Consider the following 21,101-nt stretch of genomic DNA (forward strand, 5'->3'; position numbering starts at 1 on the left):
ATTGCTGCATTATTGTGCGAGTCCATCTTTTTAAGCTGATTAATATTGGTACACTTGCGCCCTTTGTGATTTCGTGTCGGGGTGTCTGTGTTCGAGAAATTAGCTGAGCAAAGTTTGGGCTTGATGGGATGGGAAATTGACAATCATTGGGATTTAGATATCGATCAATGTGTCATGATTGCCGCACCACATACCAGCAATTGGGATGCTTTATATGCGCGTTTGGCATTAAAAGCATTGGGCGTGAATGTGCGCCTGACCATTAAAGACAGCTATATGAAACTTCCATTTGGCCCATTTGTACGTGCTATGGGAGGTATCGGGATCGATCGCAGTATTAAACAACAAGGGCAAGAGCGACCGAGTATGGTTCAGCTCATGACCGACTTGTTTAAAACACATCCTAAACTGGTGATGTTGGTGACGCCTGAGGGAACACGTGCCAAACAAGAACAGTGGAAAACTGGTTTTTATCATGTGGCAGTCGCTGCAGGTGTACCCATTGCGCTCGCGTATATGGACTATGCCAAGAAAAAAACTGGCGTTGGAAAAATTGTTTATCCTACAGGCGACTATGAAAAAGATATGACTGAAATTATGTCTTTCTATGCTGAAATTAATGCCAAATTCCCTGAAAATTTTAGTGTAGATCAGCGTTACATCGCGAACAAATAATTTAAGTCACTTGCAAAAAACATAAATTAAGGCAGGATTTTCCTGCCTTTTATAACACTTTGTTGCAAATTTCTCCTTTTTTCAATGCTATAGTGAATTTCTTTATTAAAATCATAGAGAAACCGCTTGAGATCGTTGCTGCTCGCATGTGGCTTATTGGCCACAACTCAATTGAGTCACACTGAGGTCTTTTTACCTTCCCATACGGCTGGGCAAACTGAAGTGCCTGAAATTGGAAGTGGCATAGGTTTACTCGATCAACAAAAAGAAAAATTCATTGGCGAAAAAGTCTATCGTGAAGTACATCGCCAAATGCCCACAGTGCAAGATGCATGGTTGGAAGATCAGTTCTTTCAGGTATTTTCAGGCATTCTCAGTCAGACTCAACTGGGTCAACCGATTGGCTTAGTGATTATTAAAGATCCTCAAATTAATGCCTTTGCAGTTCCAGGTGGTCTATTTGCATTAAATACAGGTCTGATTACTTCAGCTAAGAATCTGGATGAAATTGCTGGTGTTATGGCGCATGAGATTGCACATGTATCACAACGCCACTATAGCCGCTCTCAAGAAGCATTTAAGGGACAGGGCTTGCTTGCATTGGCGGGGATTCTTGTCGGGGCTGCTATTGCATCTCAAGCCGATGGCAATGCGGGTGCAGCCGTAATGATGGGTACTCAAGCGGCATTGATGGATAAGCAGTTGAGTTATAGTCGTAATCAGGAGCGTGAAGCGGATCGTATCGGTATGCAGTTTATGTCTGCGGCAGGTTATAACCCACAAAGTATGGCGGATTACTTCGAAACCATGCATCGAGCGACCAGCCGGGTTAGTTTTTTACCTGATTTTTGGTTTACTCATCCATTAACCACAGAACGTATGAGTGAAGCGCGTCTGCGCGCGAATCAACTTCCTAAAGTGAAATCTAAAATTTACGATCTCGATTTTGAAATTCTAAAACTTTACACCTTGGTGGTATCGAATCAGGCGACTGAAATTCAATTACAGTCACTGGCAAATCAGAAAAATACAGCTGCACAATTAGCATTGAGCAAGTTTTATCTGGAGCAGGGAGATTATGCACAAGCTCAGGCCAATTTAGATTTGGTGAAGGCTAAACTTCAGAATCATGTGTTGGTACCGCTGATTCAAACAGATATCTATTTGGGGCAAAATAAATTGGATCAAGCTTTTAATAGTATTAATCCAATTCAGAAAACCATGCCTGAGAATCGAGCTTTATCTTATAAATTGGTAGAGGTGCTGATTAGACAAAAGCAAGTTGCACAGGCACAAATGTTGGTGCAACGTTTTATTCATAAAAACCAACGTGATATTGAAGGTTGGCAATTGTTGCAACAGGCCACTAATTTAGATAAAAGTTCACCATTACAAGCGGTCAATGTATTGGGTTATCGAGCCGAGGCCGAATATTGGTCAGGCTATGAAGAAAATGCGATTAAGTCAATGTTACATGCGCAGCGTTTGGCAAAAGGCAATGTCGCGATGTCGGCGAAGATTGATGCTCGGTTAAAACAAATGCAAGATGAGCGCCGTATGAAGCTCTAAATGAATATTAAAACAATTAAAGGCATGCATATGATCAAAGGACAATGTTTGTGTGGGGCAGTGCAGTACCAATATCATGGGGAAATTGAAAACAGCATTTTATGTTACTGTACCGATTGCCAACAGGCACAGGGTTCTATCGCAGGCTGGAATAGTGCCATTGATCAGACTCAATTTGAGCTCACCTCTGGGCGAGAGCAACTGAAAGAATATTTTCATACCCCAAATAAGGCGCGTGTATTTTGTCAAAACTGCGCCAGTCCACTTTATTCTTATCGTAAGGATTTGCCTGATATCATTCGTTTACGTCTGGGGAGTGTGACTGAAGGCGATATACCCGCTCCAAAAGAAGAATTTTTTCTGGAGCATAAACCAAATTTTATTGAATTAAGATAAGATGGCGTGCGTAAGCAATCGCTGAGAAGTTAAAAGATTTATGAACAAAATTTTAGTTTTTATTTTTGCGATAAGCAGTGTGGGGATCAGCTCGGCAGCATCTGTTGAGCAGTATGCAAATTCGGTTGAGAAAATTCGTGGTGTGTACGCGCAGGATATTCGTGGTTTTTTGCGCAGTTTAAATCCTCAAATTTCACAATTTACGCCTGAGCAGCAAGCGAAATATTGTCAGATTAATCAGCGTTATATTCAGGACATGTCAGATGCGATTGAGCAAAACCGCTCATCATTACCAACCCAATATGCGAGTATGAGCAAACAAGATTTAATCAAGCAAGTGGTTGAATCTAAAGAGATGCAAATGCTTGCGAAATATAATGTTCAGTGTGATTTTAAATAAAAGAATACTTTGGGTTCATTGTTGAAATGAATCCAATTCTTTAATAAAGCGAAATATAGAAAGGAGAGTTAAGCAGATTAGCTTAATTTTGCTTTGATTTTAGCAGATACTTGTGCAGGATCGGCACGCCCGGCTATGATCGGACGTAGAGAATTCATCACCTTACCCATATCTTTCATGCTAGTAGCTTCTTGAGCAGCAATCGTTTGCTCAATGATGGAATCAAGTTCTTCCTCAGTCATAGCGGCTGGTAGAAATTGAGAAATAACCTCAACTTCGGCTTGTTCCTTACTAGCTAAATCATCTCGAGCAGCGCCAGAAAAGGCCTTGATCGATTCTTTACGTTGTTTAATTTGCTTTTCAATGACCGCAAGAACCTGAGCATCGTCAAGCTCAATGCGCTCATCGACTTCGATTTGCTTAATTGCTGCCTGTACACCACGAAGAACCGTTACTGTTGCCATATCTTTGGCACGCATTGAGTTTTTTAATACGTCAGTAATCTGGTTTTTTAAAGTATTCATAGTATTTTCAGCAGTCAATCACAAATTAATTAGTAAAGGCGAGTAGTACGTACAGATTCGCGAGTCAATTTCTTTTGATAACGCTTAACTGCAGCAGCTTTTTTACGCTTACGTTCTTGAGTTGGTTTCTCATAGAATTCGCGCTTACGAACGTCAGCTAAAACACCCGCTTTTTCGCATGAACGTTTGAAACGACGGATAGCTACGTCTACTGGTTCGCCTTCTTTCAACTTAACTTGTGGCATGTAAAATCCTCTAAGATGATGGATATGATCTAACGCACTATTGCACTAGATCGCAAGTGAAGGTCAGTATTTTACTCATTTACAACTCAGATCACAAGTCTATAATAGCTCCGATATTATTTTTGATCGTTGTAAAGGCAGTTTAATGATTGTTTTGGGCTTAGAAACTTCGTGTGATGAAACTGGGTTAGCACTCTATGATAGCGAGCTCGGCTTACGTGGACAGGTTCTATATAGCCAAATTAAACTGCATGCTGAATATGGTGGTGTAGTACCCGAGCTGGCTTCACGTGACCATGTTCGAAAAATGATTCCCTTGATGAATCAACTGCTTGAGCAAAGTGGTGTCAAAAAAGATGAGATTGATGCAGTTGCTTATACCCGAGGTCCAGGCTTAATGGGTGCATTAATGACAGGTGCATTATTTGGTCGTACTTTGGCATTTGCATTGAATAAACCTGCAATTGGTGTGCATCATATGGAAGGTCATATGCTTGCACCATTACTTTCGGAAACTCCACCGGAATTTCCGTTTGTCGCATTGCTGGTTTCTGGTGGGCATAGCCAATTGATGGCAGCTTACGGTATTGGTCAATATGAATTACTGGGTGAGTCGATTGATGATGCTGCGGGTGAGGCCTTTGATAAAGTCGCAAAAATGATGAAATTGCCTTATCCGGGTGGTCCAAATATTGCGAAGTTGGCCTTACAGGGCGATGCACAAGCTTTTGAATTCCCACGGCCAATGTTGCATCAAGGTTTAAACTTTTCATTTAGTGGCTTAAAAACTGCTGTTTCAGTACAGTTGAAAAAATTGGGTGAAGAAAATCGAGATGCAGATGTAGCCGCGTCTTTCCAAGAAGCGATTGTGGATACCTTAGTTAAAAAATCCGTGAAAGCTTTAAAGCAAACAGGTTTAAAACGTTTAGTGATTGCCGGTGGTGTGAGTGCCAATTTGCGATTACGTGAACAATTAGAAACCTCATTGGCAAAGATTAAGGCGCAAGTTTATTACGCTGAACCTGCTTTATGTACCGATAATGGTGCCATGATTGCTTTTGCAGGATATCAGCGTTTAAAAGCAGGGCAACAGGATGGCTTGGCTGTGACGACTACACCGAGATGGCCGATGACAGAGTTAAAGCCAACCTAAGATGTACCCGTAATTTTGTTTGGATGCTGTGTGTAAACTTACAGCAAATCCTCATTATTATTTTATTTAAAAATCAGATTATTCATTTTTATGCAGAGTGGTGGTGACGGTTTCTAGTCAGCGCTATCTTATTAAATTATCAGATAAATTATTTATTTTGATGAGCTCAAACTCATCGTGGAGTATAGACGTTGAAAATTTCTTATATTTTTACATGTGGCCGACTAGAATCTTTATTCAAGATTCTATGCCTCACTCAAAAAGGTGAGGAGAAGGTTGCATCAAAAGAAAAAGTAGTTGAACAATATAGAAAAGACATCGCTTTAGGACGTCCTTTTGAAGAAACTGAACTTTATCAAATAATTGAGAAAAGTGAAGAAAAAATTGTCATTAATCGCTTGAGTAATATTCTTCGAGAAAAACCTACTCAGCAGAAGAGTAGCTATGATGCAGACGAATATAAGACAGGTGCATGGTCTGAGTTTAATGATTATAAGCTAGCAGTTCGATTCTCAAATGCGAAAACCGAGTTAAGTGAAAAGCACTTTGCGAAAACTGGTGAATACATGACTAGTCGTGGTATCGCAAAATTGACTGGTTTTAATCCAAGCAATATTAAGAATATGTTGCAGCATAAAAGAAGTGTAGTGAAAAAAATGCTCGCGACATTAGAGAAGTTAGCAAAAGAGTATTGATTTAAATTTGATTATCGATGCAGGGAAGTTTTTTCTGCATCGATAGGCAGATTTATGCAGAATCCCATATTAGATGAGATTTTTGATATTAAATAAAATGGTTTACACACATTTTGACTTTTTTTAGTGCTAAATTCGTACACCCATGATGAATACATTTCTCTGCTGAAAATCCATCGTGGCTAAGAACTGCCAGAAATTGTTTGACTGCTTTAATTTCATTGTCAGATAGAACATGATCTTTAGTATCTAACTTAATTCCGAATATTGGGGATGAGCTCTCTGTGGGCGAGCACTCAAAATACCACCATTGCTGACATACTGAACATTGATAGCACGTAATAGAATAATCAAAATTAGGTATAACTTCATCTGTAGGGATTTCTTTTTTGAAGTACTCTGGAAAGCTATAACTTGCCTGATAATCAAAACTGAAAAGATCCGTAAAATCATCAGGGCATGCAAAAAAAGATTTTACCTCTTGGCATTCACACATATTCAAGGCTCTTATAAATCGGTTAATTATTTTTAGATAGCACCGCCAGACAAACAAAAATTAAGGTCATACCAACCCAACCAATCGGGGCCAATTGTTCTCCAACTAACAAGACGGCAAACAATGCTGCAACCAGTGGTTCAAATAAGGTAAGTGTCGTTGCGGTGCTGGCTGAAATGGTCTTTAACGCATAACCAAATAGCAGATAACCAAGAAACATTGGAATCAGCATCATATAGCCAACCACATACAAATTCACAGCTTCATCAAACAGATTCGCACCTGTAAAAAATAGGGTGGGCAATAAAATTAAAGCACCGAAGCCAAAAATTAAGCCCATCGATGCTTTTGAGTCGACCCCACGATCAATCATCTTTTTGGCAGCCCAAGAATATAAAGAATAGGTGAGTGCAGCGATCAATCCGAGAATAATCCCTATGCTTTTCTGGTCAGTTGCAATGTTCTGGCTAGTGCTATCAGAATGTGATTCGCCCATCGATAAGAGCAAGACCCCAGCGATGCCAAAAACGAAACTGATAAACCATTTTCTAGAGAGTGCTTTTTTATCAAAGAACTTTTCTAGTAGTGCGGTAAATAAAGGGGCCGAACCAATTGAAACAACAGTGCCAATAGTGATTCCTGCCATACGCATCGACGAGTAAAAGGCCAGTGGATAAATAGCAACAGAGACCATCCCAATCAACAGTAAAGGATAGTAAGAGCGAATTTGAGGTAAATGACTGCGGATATTTTTATGGGCCAATAAGGCTTGTAATAATCCGCCACCACCCATGGCGATTGCGCCAATGGCTAAAGGGCTGAGATTGGGTGCATAAGAGGCGGCAGTACCCGTAGTTCCCCATAAAATAGAGGCGACTAAAACAGCGATAAAACCAGAGTGTGAACTCAGGTTGAAGGACGTACTACTCACTTTGCAACCTCTTGTTCTAATAAGCTTTGGGCCATGTGCTTTGCAGCAAAGACTTTGTTACTGGAGCTTTCTAAACCTGCACGGGCAATAGATCCTTCCAAAATAAAAGAAAGCAGCAGTGCCAGTTCTTTTACGCGCTCGGGATCGTCAGTTAATTGACTCAAATGCCCAGCTAGAATCGCTTCAATTTCATCTTTATGATTTTTGACAGCTAAACGCTCAGGACTGTGTGCAGGAAATTCTGCCGCGGCATTGAGTAGACCGCAGCCACGGAAGCCTTTTTCATAAGCGAATTCAGCATGATCTTGGTAGGCATCGAAAACAGCCAAAATACCGTCAATGGGTGTTTGGATTTGAGCTTTTCTCTTGTGATATAAATCCAGCCATTCTTGATGACGTGCTTCGATATAACAGCTAATCAGATCTGATTTGGTGGCAAAGTTATTGTAGAGGGACATCTTTGCCACGTTGGCTTTCTCTGTAATCGTATTGATTCCTGTATTGCTGATGCCATCGTTATAAAACAAGGTTGATGCTGCATCTAGGATTTTTTGTTTTGCTGATTTAGTGCTCATAGTAAAACTGTTTTATATATACCGACCTACCTAATTTTATTGAAAAGTAAATTATTTGCAAGGGGAAATTGGAATTTCATTGAATTCTGATGAGCAGGATGGCATCGATTAAAACGCTGACATTGCGCTTTAATCGATAGATAGGTTATTCAATATTTTTCTTACTGTGGATAAAAGCCAATCCATACACAGGCCATTTCTTTTCTGATTTTAGATTGTTGACCAACCATGCAACCAATACCAAGGCAATTGAACCTAAAAGCACGGGGAAAAATAAGAAACTCCAATGATATTGAATGCTATTTGCCGTCAATAAGGTGACCAATGGGTTTGCGCCCGCAGGTGGGTGGACACAACGCAAAAGTTGCATGACTGCAATTGCGCAACCGACAGAGAGAGCAATGCTCAAAGCCGATGTACCAAAAAGTTTAAGAAACAGTAACCCAATAAAGGCTGAGACGAAATGCCCCAAAATTACATTGCGAGGTTGCGCTAGAGGCGATTGCGATACGGCATACAAGATCACACAGGTTGCACCAAAAGGAGCCATGATAAATAGATTGTGGGTGAATTTACTGAGCAGGATTAAGATCAAGATACTTAATGTGCCGCCAATTAAACTTCTTATAATATCAATGGATTGAGGTAAGGGGGCAAGATGTTCTCTACCGTTGAATAAAGATAACATGGTGATCTCACTACAGGGTTGCTTTATGGCAATGATAGAACTAAAATTCAAAATAGTACAGATCTGTACTATTTTGAATGAGTAAATTTTTATGTCAAAGTCAGCCAATAAAATTTTGCATACAGCAGAAAAATTATTTTATGAAAATAGTTTTGTTGGAGTGGGTGTTGATCTTATTCGGGATGAATCAGGTTGCTCAAAAACTACCATGTACACCTATTTTAAAAATAAAAATCAATTGGTGAAGTCAGTTTTGGAAGCGCGGGATGAAAAGTTTAGAAACAGCTTGCTGGATTATGTCGCTGATGAAACGGGAAGGGCTGCACTGAATCGGTTGATCGATTGGCATTTACTGTGGTTTCAAGAAGATAACTTTAAGGGATGTTTATTTGTCAGAGCAGTGGCGGAATCACATTTGGGTGATCAAGAGATCATCGCGGTATCAAAAGAGCATAAAGTCTGGATTAGAAATTTGATTACAGAATATCTGCAATCTTATCCCAATGCAGAGATGTTGGTTGAAGTGACGTATACACTGATAGAAGGGCTGATCAGTCGCTTTCTGGTCGAAGGTTATGATGCAAAAGTGGCAGCCGAGATTAAGGATTCAATTCATCAAATCATTGATAATTTAAATCGTTTTAACAGTTAGAGCGTATGAGTATGTTTTAGATAGATTAGCCTTTGATGTTTCAGCAAAGGCCAATCACGGTGTTCATTTAATCTTTAAATGCATTTTGATTCTCGACGTCTACATATTCGATATAGCCACGGCCTTGGGTTGGCTGATTCAGATATTCACCTGTAAAGGTATAGGCACTGGCATAGCCAATACCATGTCCATAACGAAACGGACTGTCGATTTCAGCAGTGATAGCTAAAATTTTCTGATCCGCATCATCTTTCACCGACCAAGAGAACAAGTGTGGTAAGCGCATTTTCTTGCCGCTTGGTGAAACATAATCCTCAACTTGATGCGCAATCACCTTGAACTCAACATTGGTATAGACCTCTGCTGTTTTGTCAGTATGGCGAACATGTAAGGTATACGCTGCTGCTTGACCCAAAATATCAGCTTTGGTGAGCAATAATTGGGTGGTATCCGTCAAATTGATAATTTGATAGGTAAAGAAATCGAGTGGTAATTTATAAGGTTCAGGCAACAGCTTTTTCACCACGCCATGTGCACCAGTTGCTCGGGCATATTCGTAAGTACATAAACCTTCGGCTAGGGTAATTTGACCTTGATATTCAAGCTGACCTTTGAAGTTTGCCAATAAACTAAAATGATCATAAATCGGTGTTTTAATAAACCATGAAACTTGGTCTGTGACATCCAAATCAAACTCAAAGCTGAGTCCATGATAAGCACCTTTGAGGTGAATATTTGGTAGAGTTCCTTGAATTGAGACTTCTTGACCTAGCTCAATGATTGTTCCATTGTCTTGAATATTGGTTTGTTCTGGAATGAGATACGCTTTTAATAGATGCTCATCTACCGCCGCAGTACTGGAGAAAAAAGTTGCAGTCTTTCTTGGGTCGCCTAAGGTAATATCATCATGATCAAATGCAAGTGCTCCTGGGGTACCCAGTAAAATCATAATATTTAAATAACGATGTGGCCCGGGAAGCAGCGGAAAGAAGATTCCATAATGCGTCCACGTATAAAAATTCCCATCCGTGCGTGGGCGAATGATGTCTGGATCTGAAAATGGTGTTGTTGAATATTGTATTGCTTTATCGAGCGTACCTTGTGCCAATAACAGGCTTTTACCCAAGATTTTGCTAGTCAGGGAAGTCGGTGGCAATTGTTTCTTCATTTTGTTTCCTAAACTCGATCCATGTTGAAAAGTAGATTATGAGAAACAATTGCCTGTGCTAAGCGGAAATAAGGACAAAGCTACAGCTTTTCAGGACATTTATACATGGGCTTTGTTTGACAATTTCTCTAAGGTCTGTGAGCCGATCCAGTGTTTTGAAAACTGGTAGGCAGCCCGTCCAGAACGTTGACCACGTGCTTGGCACCACTTTAAACTTTCACCACGAACCAGATCGTTATATTCCAAGCCCGCTTTTACAATGTAATGCTCTACGATGTGTAAATACAACTGTTGATCCATTGGGTAGAAGGATAACCACATCCCAAAACGGTCGGAAAGTGAAATTTTTTCTTCAATCGCTTCTTGTGGATGTAACTCGGTGTATTGTGGTACGTCGACCTTCCTTACGGGTGTATTTTCGTGCATAAACTCAGGCAGTAAATGGCGACGGTTACTGGTGGCATAAATAATAAAATTACTTGAACCAGATTGCAGTGAACCATCCAGCACACTTTTCAAACTTCGATAATTTTCATCTTCGGCATTGAAGGCCAGATCATCACAATAAACAATGAATTTTTCAGGACGATTTTCAATCAGTTTTTGAATTTTGGGTAAATCGGATAAATCATCGCGCTCAATTTCAATCAAGCGTAAGCCTTGTGCTGAATACTCTGTGAGTAGGGCGCGGACAATCGACGATTTTCCAGTACCGCGAGAGCCTGTCAGTAAGACGTCATTGGCTGGTAAGCCGTTCAGAAATTGTAAAGTGTTTTGGATAATTTTGTCTTTTTGGCGTTCGATGCCTTTTAAATCTTCCAGATACATCTTCTTGGGTTGTTGTATCGCGACCAGTTGTTGATTTTCCCAGCGAAAAGCGATTGCTGAAAAATCAGTCGGTTGTCTCAGTGCGGGTAGAACTTGCTGGAGTTGTGTTAAAACACTGGATAACGATTGGATAATAGATTCGGGTAAATCAAGGATAGCCATAAATACAAACCAAACTCAATGATGAATAGGGATACTATCACTGCTATTACGGAAATAAAGAAAATATCATCAGAAATATCGAAATATATCGATTTACCCCTTGATTGTTGTGGCTGCTTTTTGCATTGTATAGGTGCAAGAATATAAAAATATACTGAAAATTGGAATTGCGAATGTTCAATAGAGTTCAAGAGAAAAAGAATACATATCAGACACATAGGGTTGATGTGTTACAAGAACACTTACGACATGCGCACTCTTATGATGAATGGAAAGAAATCGCACTAAAACTGGATGAGGAATCTGGTCATGAGGCATGGAAATATGACAATGAATCGTCTTATTTTGATGCAGAAATTTTATCTAAACGTTATAACTTGTTAAAAAAATATCGAATGCAGCATCGAACCTTAGATCTGATCTATGTGTTAAGAGAAGGTCTGTCTTATGACTTTGCCAATATTGGGCATCCCATGTTATTTGCACAGACCTATATTGGAACTAAAAAAATTATCGAAAACTATGTTGAGGAAATGAGTGACTGTTTACGTTATTTGGCCTCAAGTGAATGTATTACGTTTCAGCTTAAAGAAAAAATCCAATTTTTTGAAGAATGCCAAAAAGCTTATGGGCAACCCGCACTCATGTTTTCTGGTGGAGCGACCTTAGGCCTATTTCATACTGGAGTCTGCAAGGCACTGATAGAGCAAGATTTAATGCCGCAAGTGTTATCAGGTTCCAGCGCAGGGGCGATTATGACAGGGATGCTCGGCGTTTCACCACCTGAGAAAGTACCTGAATTGCTTAAAGGGGAATACTTTTTTAGTGATGCATTTAAATTTAGAAAGGTTACAGAACTGATTCGGGGACGTGGCGGTGTCGCTGATGTCATGTATTTGAAAAAATTCCTGATGCAGAATCTTGGAGACGTCACTTTTGCAGAAGCTTATAAGCAATCCAAACGTCATATTAATATTGTTGTCGCACCTTATAACACTGCACAAAATCCAAGAATTATGAATGCACTGACTGCACCGAATGTTCTGGTGTGGAGTGCAGTACTGGCTTCTTGTGCGGTACCTGTTTTATTTCCACCTGTGCATCTGACCAGTAAGCGTTATGATGGGCAACATACGCCTTACCTCGCCAATACCAAATGGGTGGATGGCAGTATGCGCAGTGATTTTCCGCAGGAAAAGATGGCTCGGCTATATAATATTAATTACACCATTGCCAGTCAGGTCAATCCACATATCGTGCCGTTTATGCAGAGTGATAGCAACCGTTTCCGACGTGATGTACTGAGTTGGCCTGAACGTATTATTCGTCATCAAGGTAAAACTATTGCCATGGATGTGATGGATTTAACCCGTAATTATATGGGCAGTTTTTTTCCGATTCGTCGTATGCTCGATCATGGCTATGGTATTTTGGGGCAACGTTACTACGGTGATGTGAATATCATTGCCAAGTATGGTCTCCGGCACTATAGCTATATGCTAAAAAATCCACGACCAAAACTGTTCAAAATTCTGCAACAAGAGGGCGAGCGAGCAACATGGCCTAAAATCGCCTCGATTGAAATCCATGCACGGATTGGTAAAACCATTGAGCATTGTTTAACATCATTGCGAAAGCAGGAAGAAAAGCAGCAGAATGAGTTTTACTACGTGGATCTTTGATCCCAAAATTCCATTTGAAAATTTAAGTCTCGCCACCAAAACGCAGAGTTATGCATTCGGACGACGTATATATGCCTTCCAAGCCAATCAGCAAACTTATTGGCTGAAACTCCATCAAGCAAACAGTCAGCATGTTTTGGCGAAGGCTTTTCAGCGTGAACTTAACTTTTACCTGTTGCATGAACATACACAACAACCATTTCTGTTGCCGTATCAAATTATTCAATTCAGTGATGTTGTGAATCAGTTGGATGCAACGGAGGGCGGTGTAGGGCTGTTAACTGCCAATTCAGATGCTTTTTTTACGGATTTAATAGACGAGAACGACATTAAAAGCATCCAGCAGAAAATTCTTGCTGCTTTAGACACACTTGATGCTTTACATCAACTGGGGTGGATTCATGGTGATTTGAAGACAGAACATTTCCGTTTCTATGAAGATTCATGTCGGCTGATTGATTTTGAGCAATGTTTTAGGATTGGGTTTCCCATTCAGACTTTGGATGCAACACCACATTATATGGCGCCAGAGCTTTTTCGAGGGACAGGAAAAACGATTCAAAGTGATTTATATGCTTTGGGTATTATTTTATATGAATGGTTGACTCAATCAACGTTAAAGACAGGCAGTTATCATGATTGGGCTGTTTTACATTGCCAGCAATTGAAAATTCAGCTTCCATCGACACTGCAATGCTTTTTGCCTTTGCTTAAAGGCTTGTTGAAAAAGCATGTCGAACAGCGGTTTAGCTCAGTTTCAGCTGCAAAAGCAGCTCTAAATGTCAGAGATTTGCTTGAAAATAAAAATAAATAGTTGATTTGAATATTATATGTTCATTTGATTGGTTTTTTTAGCAGAAACACTTGTCAGAATGAATGTTTCTCACTAATATGCATACCCATCGGGGGCGTGGCGAAATTGGTAGACGCACTGGATTTAGGTTCCAGCGCCGCAAGGTGTAAGAGTTCGAGTCTCTTCGCCCCCACCATATTTAAAAAGCAAGAGTATCTTGCTTTTTTTATGATTAAACAAAATATAGTTTAATCATGTGGTTATAGAGGATTGGTGTAATGGTAGCATGACGGTCTCCAAAACCGTTCGTCAAGGTTCGAGTCCTTGATCCTCTGCCAAATAAATAAAAAAGCCCTTGTGAAAACAAGGGCTTTTTTATTGTCTAAATATTTTTAATTTATGATTATAAAACTTAAAAATTGATGAAGATGAATAAAAAAAGCATTTAAAGTCAAAACTTGATGATTAGAGTCAATATTAATAACAGATAGTCGGACTATTTTGATCAGAGATTCTTAAGTAAATCAAAGTTTTCTCTCAGTTCAAAATTAGTCAGTAGGTTTATATATGTCAGACTCCAATATACATTTCCAATTAGATGTCGAGCCAAACTCAACCAAAGATTTTGGTTTATTCGGCCCTGATTCAATTACATGGAAGGTGTGGTCTCATCCTGCAGCTTTTGTTGGACTCACTCGATCTTTTTATATTGAAGTCTTGGGGAGTATGGATGCAGCGGCTGCTTTGGCAGATCGAGCAACTTATAAGTCTGATCCTGTAGGGCGATTAAGCCGTACAATGTCGTATTTCCTTACGGTCATTTTTGGGGATACGGAGACTGTAAAGAAAGCCAATAATAGGTTGTTTAAACTACATTCTCATATCAAAGGTAATGTGCCATTAACTGGGAGACATTATAGTGCACATGACCCGCTTCTCGTTGTCGGTACCCATCTCATCACTTGGCATTCCGTCTACTATGCTTATGAGAAATTAGTTGGAAAACTGCCGATTGAAGAAGAGCAGCAGTACTTTAAAGAAAGTATTCGATATCTGGAATCCTTAAAGGAATTTTATCCAGATTTAAGTATTGCATCTGTAAAAGAAAGTGCATTACAGCATGGTTACGATATGACAAGTCTTAAAGACATAGAAAAGCTTCCTGATACGCGTGAAGAGTTTAGACGCTATATAAGATTAACCAATTCTAAAGCCGTAATTACACAACAGACCCGTGACATCATTAATACTTTATTAGATCCTTCTTCTGTAGAGACGGATGATCAGCTTATGAAATTAATACTTAAGTTTTATCCTGTATTGAAGGTTGTTGTGGTGACTTTAACCCCCAAGGAAATTTGCAATTTAGCAGGTTTACCTCGATCTCCGAGAAAAGATAAATTTGCAATATTATTGGGTAAGCTATTTGTGAGAGCTGTTTCGATCGAGATGATTAAGGAGCTGTTTGAGAGCAGAATTGGAACGCATGGATACGTTCAAATGAATCATGCAATGATAGCAAAATCATGAGGCTAAGCGTTTCTTAATAGTGAGAGTTATGAAGAGTGATAAGTAAATAACTTATGATATAGTTTTAAGAAAATATTCTGTCAAAGTTATGAATAAAAATCCGACTATCAATGGTTCTATTGCTGGGATGTTTCTTGAATTTATTTCAGAAAATCATCTCGATATACCTTTGGGGAAAACTTATCTTGAGAGTTGGAAAATTGATGGCAGAGTCCCACTTCTAGAGCTTGGATTATGTTTGCGATTAATTCAGGAAAAATGTCCTGAATCTGGGCTTGGAATGAAAATTGCTCAATATTTCCAACCTGTATATTCAGGTTTATTGGGCTATTTGATATTACCATGTCAAAACTTTAATGAAGCAATCATGCAGTTTAAGAAATATTATGCATTAATGTGGGATGGTTTTTCAGTTGATATTATAGAGGATGATGAATCCGTTACCGTAAGTTGGAATGTCCCATCTTTAGAAATATATAAAAATCATACTGGGCTTTTAGAAATTATAAGAATAGGTTATGAGCTGGGAATAAGTTGTTTTATTAAGATGTTACATCAACTCACAAATGCATATAGCGTTTTACAACCTACTCTGATTAAACTTCCAGGAAATCAGCCTGAAAATACCAACATTTATCATGAGTTTTTTCAATGCCCAGTTCTCTTTGATGCTAGTCGTGGTGCTGTGAGCTTTAATGCGGCGATATTAAAATTTCCTATAAATTTAAATAATACGTATTTCTTGGAGCTGCTCGATAGACAAGCTGAAGCGTATCTAAAATCAATCAATCTTGAACAGAAAAATATTCACACTGATTTTGTTCTTAAATTTCAGAAGGTCCTAGGTCATGGGATTGAGGAGGGAAATCCAACACTTGATTATGTGGCAAAAGAGTTGGCAATGTCTAAATCAACTTTGCATAAAAGACTATTAGATCAGGATCTAAATTTTCAAACTCTTTTGGATAAGGTGCGATTAGAGTTGGCTAAAATGTATATGACTGATCAATTACTTTCTTTGGCGGAAATTTCAAATTTATTAGCTTTTTCTGAACAAAGTGCTTTTAACCGTTTCTTTAAAAGAGTCACTGGGCTGAGTCCTAGCAAATATAGAAAGTCTTTTCTGTAACTTATAGAGCGTAAGTAAATCACTAACAGAATTTTAATGACCCATAGCAGTTTTGTGCATGCTTCTGACCTAAATCTAATGGGTTAATATAAATAGGTTGATTAAACAATATACCTCCAATCACATCTGATGCTGCAACTTCAACTTGTTGTTTAATATCTAAATTACTTATTTGGAGATTAGGCAAGGAGATCCACCAGCCAGATTGTGCTTGTGGATTATCAAAGCTTTGAGAGCTCAATTTTTGCCAAGTGATTGGCATCGATTGTAATGATAAATAGAAGTCACTGGTTGGAATATTTCCATCTTTATCTTTTGCAAGCAATAATCTATGAACCGTACTCAATGGCTGGTTTAAGACATTAATATTATTTAAGGTTAACCCAATTGGAAAACCTACTACAGACGTTGTGGTAGCTTGTAATCCAGTCAGATCTATAGTTTTTGCCCGATTCACGCTTATCGATGTGTTATAGGGTGCTAAAGTTCCTGTGAAAGGTAAACAGACGAGAAGTCTGACACATCCATTACTAAGTTTTGAGTCAGTCACGCTTATATTTAAATCCCCAGTGATTGTTCCTATCCCAGTGTCATCCAAGATATTTTCAGAATCAGGATTTGAACCAAGAGAAAGCAACCCCAATACGGATTCTGCACCCAAGCGTAGGCCGACTATTTCTCGTAATGCAGCAGAGTTAGGATGCTTTATGGCGAACTCAAAAAAAGGATTTTTAATTTTAGCGTCTGTACTGGCAAAGTTATTGTCAATTGGATTTACACCCGTCAGACTTACATTGGAGAGATCTATATCACATCCAGCTCCTTTTACTCCACCACATCCAAGTTGCAAGCTTTTTATGTTTAGATTGCTTTCCATTTCGACTTGCATTGCTAATCGATAAAAACCAATATTTTGATTTGGGTTCCCATTGGAATCAGGGGCAATAGTTTGAATACTAAAAAGTGCCTGACCTGTTTCTTCGGACAGCTCTTTATCAGTCATTGAATCCATTGCATTGGTATGGTTTAAGCTGATTGTAAAGAGAAAAGCCAAAATGGTCTTTTGACGTATTTTAGTAAACATAAGGTTGTTCTTTGTGGAAAAGAATATCTTTCTAAAATATGGAGTTATTTATAAGAATGATTGATTTAAAATTTTGTTTTTTGATAATTCATGCATTTTTTATGACAAAAGAGCTGAAAAATTCAAATCTAGTTAAATAAGGCTAAATCGTGAAATAGGGGTGTTTTTATCTTTAGTTGTAAAAACATTAATGTAGTAATAAGAATTATGAATTTTTCTGATTTTATGAGTTTGGGGATAGCAAAACGTGTTTATCAAGCTTAAACAATTCGATCAATAGTTTCCATATTGTCACTGTCAATCAATAAAATGCTAAAAAACAGTACATTTTTTGCATAATTTTAAATTTTTTGTGCCAATTAGTTTTTGAATAATAGAGTCATCAGCATTGTTGTTGATCATTTTAGCTTATTCAACTTTGATTTCAGCTTGATGAAAGAAGTCACAAAAGACTTAGATAAATAAAGCCAGCTCAGCCAGGAATGGATTGTCGCTAGGGAAAATGAATAATTAAGGAATAACAAATGTTTGTAATGTGTATGGTTCAACATAGAAAAAGTGAGTTAGGCAGTCTTAGCCAGCAAAGTAACACGCGGAGTCGATGCTTCATTGATTGTGATTCAAAATAAGGGAGAAGCCATATGATGATCATCCGTTATATTGAACAGAAGGATATCCATGATTTGTACCAGCTGGCGCAAAAAGCGGGTTTTGGCTTAACTTCTTTACAGCCAGATATGGAAATATTGGCTGCGCGTATCGATCGTGCTGTCAAGACCGTTGAAGGTCAATTGGACAAAGCGGAGCAGGGCTACTTATTTGCGTTGGAAGACACTGCAATCAATAAAGTTGTTGGGGTTTGTGGAATTGAGGTCGCACTGGGACTAAAAGAACCTTGGTATAACTTTCATGTGGGGACACAAGTGCATTCCTCGGAGCCTTTGAATGTTTATAAGGCTTTGCCAACTCTGTATCTGAGTAATAACCATACCAATTGCAGTGAACTTTGTACTTTATTTTTAGATCCAGATTATCGTTTAAATAAGAATGGAAAGTTTCTCTCCAAAGTTCGACTGTTGTTTCTATCTGCATTTCGCCAATATTTTGAAGAAACCATTGTGGCAGAGATGCGAGGTTTTTCAGACGAAAATGGACATTCGCCATTTTGGGATGCAGTTGGACATAAATTTTTTGATATGGAGTTTAGCAAAGCAGATTATTTAAGTGGTACTGGCAAGAAAGCTTTTATTGCAGAACTGATGCCACGACATCCACTTTATGTCGATATGTTGCCAGACGATGCCAAAGCCGTAATTGGTACTGTACATCCGAATACGGTACCTGCTTATAATCTTTTAATTGAAGAGGGGCTACGCTATAAGAACTATGTCGATATCTTTGATGGCGGAGCTACCTTGCAGGCTGATATCGAAAACCTGCGAGCAATCAAAGACAGTCATATTGTCAGTGTAAAAGTTGAGTTGGCTGAACAGATCACTTTAGATGATGAGGCTTATATTGTTGCAAATGATGACTATGCAAATTATCGAGCCATTCTGGTTTATAGCCAGCCTGATCAGCATGTGGTGAAGTTGACTCAAGCACAAGCTCATCAATTACACCTGAAGGATGGTGAATCAGCCCGAATACTGAATATCAATATTAAAGGCAATAAAAAGAATAAATAAATGCTTTATAGCTATCTAGGCAATATTCAATAAACCAAGCTTATGAGGTTCATATGGCATTTTAATCGCAGTATGAACCTGCTTGGTGTTGAAAATATCGATGCAGTTATAATATAAAATGATAGCTGCTTAAAATATGAACTTATTTAAGGGTGTTATTCTACAACCTGTTGGTGATTAATTGTACGTGTATGCCGAGTGTTATATTCAATAGAGAAAAGAATAGGATATGATTTCTGCGCCTAAAATAATGTTAATGAATCGCTTAGGGAGAATAACGAGTCTTAGGAGAGCTTAGATAAAAAGTGGATTGAATATATTGATGAACGAGATCATTTGGATAACAAATTAATTTGATAATAATTTTATGCAACAAATGGATTTCTCTATTAAAGGTAGTTTGAAAATATTTATTTTTATTAAGCATTGATAACGGTTGTTGTAAACTGGAGTAAGGATTACATGAGTCAGAATAAAGGAACGCAAACTCTGGATGAAGATTTGCAGGAAAGTCCGCAAGATGAAGAAAAATTACAACGCTCTTTGACCAATCGTCATATCCAAATGATTGCGATTGGCGGGGCAATTGGTACAGGACTATTTATGGGTTCTGGTAAAACCTTAAGTATTTCAGGTACCTCTATTGTTTTAACTTATTTAATTATTGGTTTTTTCTTTTTCTTCGTCATGCGGGCAATGGGTGAGTTGCTGCTAGCGAATACCAATTTTAAAACCTTTGCCGATTTTGCAACAGCCTATATTGGCCCTTGGGCTGGCTTTTTCCTTGGCTGGTCATATTGGTGTAACTGGATTATTACCGCAATTGCAGATGTGATTGTCATTGGGGGATATATGCAATTTTGGTATCCCGATATTCCAGTCTGGATCCCAGCATTTACCTCTCTTGCTATTTTGACCATCCTGAATTTTGTTGCGGTTCGAATGTTTGGAGAGCTCGAATTCTGGTTTTCTTTGATTAAAATTTCCGCCATTATTTTATTTATTCTGGCTGGGATTTATTTAATTAGTACAGGCTTTACTTCTCCTAGTGGCGTCAAAGCATCTATGAGCCATGTATTTGAAACGCAGTCCATGTTTCCATATGGAATTACAGGCTTTTTGGCGGGTTTCCAGATCGCTATTTTTGCTTTTGTTGGGATAGAGTTAGTGGGAACAACAGCAGCTGAAACCAAAGATCCACATAAATCACTGCCTAAAGCCATTAATTCAATTCCATTGCGGATTCTGCTGTTTTATGTGGGCGCATTGGTTTGCATCATTGCAGTAACCTCTTGGGCAAAAATTTCGCCAGAAAAAAGCCCCTTTGTTGAGATGTTCACTTTAATTGGTTTACCGATTGCTGCTGGACTGGTTAATTTTGTTGTCGCAACTTCTGCATTATCTTCTGCAAATAGCGGCATCTTCGCGACCAGTCGTATGCTATACGGTTTGGCATTGGATAATGATGCACCTAAAAGCTTTAGTAAATTATCGAAAAAGAAAGTGCCAATTCGAGGTCTGATTTTCTCCATGACCTGCGTCACCATTGGAACTTCTATTCTATTTATTGTGCCGAATGTAATGACGGCTTTTACGATTATTTCAGCACTAACATCTATTTTATGTGTTTTTACTTTTATGCTGATTATTCTTTCCTATATTGGCTATCGTAAAAAATTTCCAGAGTTACACCAACAGTCTCAGTTTAAAATGCCAGGTGGATTATTCATGGCTTGGTCGACCATGTTATTCTTAATTTTTACCATCGTTATTTTGGCTTTAGATCATGATACCTTGATTGCATTAGGGCTTTCACCTGTCTGGTTCATTGGTTTATTGATTGCGTATCGCTATAAAAAGAAAAAAATGCTGCAACTTGATATGTTAAAAACCAGTAGGGTGGATTATGTTTAAGTTGAATTGATCAACTGCTACATCCCAACGTATTTTTAAATAAAGCAAAGCTTCGGCTTTGCTTTTTTAGATTATTTTTAGAGTTGGATGATTTGAGTACTGTTTTATCCCTATGAAGATAAAA

Annotated in this window: 21 protein-coding genes and 2 tRNA genes; 15 read left to right on the forward strand and 8 right to left on the reverse strand. The window is 38.6% G+C overall.

Annotated elements, in window-relative coordinates; translation table 11 throughout:
• Nucleotides 1-87: 87 nt before the first annotated feature.
• The 4 genes from F909_RS17350 (at nucleotide 88) to F909_RS17335 (ending at nucleotide 3,040) form a co-directional block, all read left to right on the forward strand.
• Nucleotides 88-675, forward strand: a complete 588-nt coding sequence (locus F909_RS17350; RefSeq protein WP_005145725.1) for a 1-acyl-sn-glycerol-3-phosphate acyltransferase — start codon at nucleotides 88-90, stop codon at nucleotides 673-675.
• A gap of 156 nt (nucleotides 676-831) precedes the next feature.
• Nucleotides 832-2,244 (forward strand): M48 family metalloprotease, encoded by a 1,413-nt coding sequence (locus tag F909_RS17345; RefSeq protein WP_228129387.1) that lies wholly within the window; start codon nucleotides 832-834, stop codon nucleotides 2,242-2,244.
• A 30-nt stretch (nucleotides 2,245-2,274) separates the two neighbouring features.
• Entirely contained in the window at nucleotides 2,275-2,640 is a 366-nt protein-coding gene (locus F909_RS17340) for a GFA family protein (protein ID WP_005145729.1), read from the forward strand.
• A 40-nt stretch (nucleotides 2,641-2,680) separates the two neighbouring features.
• A complete protein-coding gene (locus tag F909_RS17335; protein WP_005145734.1) occupies nucleotides 2,681-3,040 on the forward strand; it encodes a hypothetical protein in 360 nt (119 codons plus the stop codon).
• A gap of 77 nt (nucleotides 3,041-3,117) precedes the next feature.
• On the opposite strand, the gene F909_RS17330 is transcribed toward F909_RS17335, so the two are convergent.
• Entirely contained in the window at nucleotides 3,118-3,564 is a 447-nt protein-coding gene (locus tag F909_RS17330; protein ID WP_005145741.1) for a GatB/YqeY domain-containing protein, read from the reverse strand.
• A 29-nt stretch (nucleotides 3,565-3,593) separates the two neighbouring features.
• Nucleotides 3,594-3,809: a 30S ribosomal protein S21 gene (gene rpsU, locus F909_RS17325; RefSeq protein WP_004652785.1), complete on the reverse strand. Its 216-nt coding sequence runs from the start codon at nucleotides 3,807-3,809 to the stop codon at nucleotides 3,594-3,596.
• Between the two features lie 145 nt (nucleotides 3,810-3,954).
• Between rpsU and tsaD the strand changes: the two genes are divergently transcribed.
• Together tsaD and F909_RS17315 are read left to right on the forward strand one after the other, a co-directional pair.
• Nucleotides 3,955-4,962 carry a tRNA (adenosine(37)-N6)-threonylcarbamoyltransferase complex transferase subunit TsaD gene (gene tsaD / locus F909_RS17320; RefSeq protein ID WP_005145743.1) on the forward strand — a complete coding sequence of 336 codons (1,008 nt, stop codon included), beginning with the start codon at nucleotides 3,955-3,957 and terminating at the stop codon, nucleotides 4,960-4,962.
• 191 nt (nucleotides 4,963-5,153) lie between these two features.
• Nucleotides 5,154-5,657: a hypothetical protein gene (locus F909_RS17315; protein WP_005145745.1), complete on the forward strand. Its 504-nt coding sequence runs from the start codon at nucleotides 5,154-5,156 to the stop codon at nucleotides 5,655-5,657.
• A 518-nt stretch (nucleotides 5,658-6,175) separates the two neighbouring features.
• Here F909_RS17315 and F909_RS17305 read toward each other — a convergent pair.
• The 3 genes from F909_RS17305 to F909_RS17295 all read right to left on the reverse strand — a co-directional run bounded on the left by F909_RS17305 (nucleotide 6,176) and on the right by F909_RS17295 (nucleotide 8,347).
• Nucleotides 6,176-7,084, reverse strand: coding sequence for a DMT family transporter (locus tag F909_RS17305; RefSeq protein WP_005145759.1), 909 nt, complete (start codon nucleotides 7,082-7,084; stop codon nucleotides 6,176-6,178).
• Complete coding sequence (locus tag F909_RS17300) at nucleotides 7,081-7,659, reverse strand: TetR/AcrR family transcriptional regulator (RefSeq protein WP_005145760.1); 579 nt, start codon at nucleotides 7,657-7,659, stop codon at nucleotides 7,081-7,083. Before F909_RS17300 ends, F909_RS17305 begins: the two co-directional genes overlap by 4 nt.
• A 145-nt stretch (nucleotides 7,660-7,804) precedes the next feature.
• The gene (locus F909_RS17295; RefSeq protein ID WP_005145761.1) at nucleotides 7,805-8,347 is read right to left on the reverse strand and encodes an HPP family protein; all 543 of its coding nucleotides are present in this window, start codon (nucleotides 8,345-8,347) and stop codon (nucleotides 7,805-7,807) included.
• A gap of 91 nt (nucleotides 8,348-8,438) precedes the next feature.
• Here F909_RS17295 and F909_RS17290 point away from each other — a divergent pair, with 91 nt between their 5' ends.
• Nucleotides 8,439-8,999, forward strand: coding sequence for a TetR/AcrR family transcriptional regulator (locus F909_RS17290; RefSeq protein WP_005145762.1), 561 nt, complete (start codon nucleotides 8,439-8,441; stop codon nucleotides 8,997-8,999).
• 67 nt (nucleotides 9,000-9,066) lie between these two features.
• On the opposite strand, the gene F909_RS17285 is transcribed toward F909_RS17290, so the two are convergent.
• Both F909_RS17285 and F909_RS17280 read right to left on the reverse strand, forming a co-directional pair.
• The gene (locus F909_RS17285; protein ID WP_005145764.1) at nucleotides 9,067-10,167 is read right to left on the reverse strand and encodes a DUF6670 family protein; all 1,101 of its coding nucleotides are present in this window, start codon (nucleotides 10,165-10,167) and stop codon (nucleotides 9,067-9,069) included.
• Between the two features lie 99 nt (nucleotides 10,168-10,266).
• Nucleotides 10,267-11,157, reverse strand: coding sequence for an ATP-binding protein (locus F909_RS17280; RefSeq protein WP_005145765.1), 891 nt, complete (start codon nucleotides 11,155-11,157; stop codon nucleotides 10,267-10,269).
• 173 nt (nucleotides 11,158-11,330) lie between these two features.
• Between F909_RS17280 and F909_RS17275 the strand changes: the two genes are divergently transcribed.
• From F909_RS17275 to F909_RS17250, 6 genes are all read left to right on the forward strand, one after another.
• Nucleotides 11,331-12,839 (forward strand): DUF3336 domain-containing protein, encoded by a 1,509-nt coding sequence (locus F909_RS17275; RefSeq protein WP_005145767.1) that lies wholly within the window; start codon nucleotides 11,331-11,333, stop codon nucleotides 12,837-12,839.
• Entirely contained in the window at nucleotides 12,814-13,653 is an 840-nt protein-coding gene (locus F909_RS17270; protein ID WP_005145768.1) for a protein kinase domain-containing protein, read from the forward strand. The genes F909_RS17275 and F909_RS17270 overlap by 26 nt, the downstream gene beginning before the upstream one ends.
• A gap of 90 nt (nucleotides 13,654-13,743) precedes the next feature.
• Nucleotides 13,744-13,828 (forward strand) — tRNA-Leu (locus F909_RS17265).
• 68 nt (nucleotides 13,829-13,896) lie between these two features.
• Nucleotides 13,897-13,970: transfer RNA gene (locus F909_RS17260), tRNA-Trp, on the forward strand.
• Nucleotides 13,971-14,199: 229 nt separating this feature from the next.
• Nucleotides 14,200-15,162: an oxygenase MpaB family protein gene (locus F909_RS17255; RefSeq protein ID WP_005145770.1), complete on the forward strand. Its 963-nt coding sequence runs from the start codon at nucleotides 14,200-14,202 to the stop codon at nucleotides 15,160-15,162.
• 88 nt (nucleotides 15,163-15,250) lie between these two features.
• Nucleotides 15,251-16,291, forward strand: coding sequence for a helix-turn-helix domain-containing protein (locus F909_RS17250; RefSeq protein WP_005145771.1), 1,041 nt, complete (start codon nucleotides 15,251-15,253; stop codon nucleotides 16,289-16,291).
• A gap of 22 nt (nucleotides 16,292-16,313) precedes the next feature.
• On the opposite strand, the gene F909_RS17245 is transcribed toward F909_RS17250, so the two are convergent.
• Entirely contained in the window at nucleotides 16,314-17,375 is a 1,062-nt protein-coding gene (locus tag F909_RS17245; protein WP_005145773.1) for a hypothetical protein, read from the reverse strand.
• A gap of 641 nt (nucleotides 17,376-18,016) precedes the next feature.
• Here F909_RS17245 and astA point away from each other — a divergent pair.
• Both astA and F909_RS17235 read left to right on the forward strand, forming a co-directional pair.
• Nucleotides 18,017-19,063 (forward strand): arginine N-succinyltransferase, encoded by a 1,047-nt coding sequence (gene astA / locus F909_RS17240; RefSeq protein WP_005145775.1) that lies wholly within the window; start codon nucleotides 18,017-18,019, stop codon nucleotides 19,061-19,063.
• A gap of 462 nt (nucleotides 19,064-19,525) precedes the next feature.
• Nucleotides 19,526-20,977 (forward strand): amino acid permease, encoded by a 1,452-nt coding sequence (locus tag F909_RS17235; protein WP_005145777.1) that lies wholly within the window; start codon nucleotides 19,526-19,528, stop codon nucleotides 20,975-20,977.
• Nucleotides 20,978-21,101 lie beyond the last annotated feature (124 nt).

The organism is Acinetobacter sp. ANC 3929 (assembly GCF_000369405.1).
Taxonomy (GTDB): domain Bacteria; phylum Pseudomonadota; class Gammaproteobacteria; order Pseudomonadales; family Moraxellaceae; genus Acinetobacter.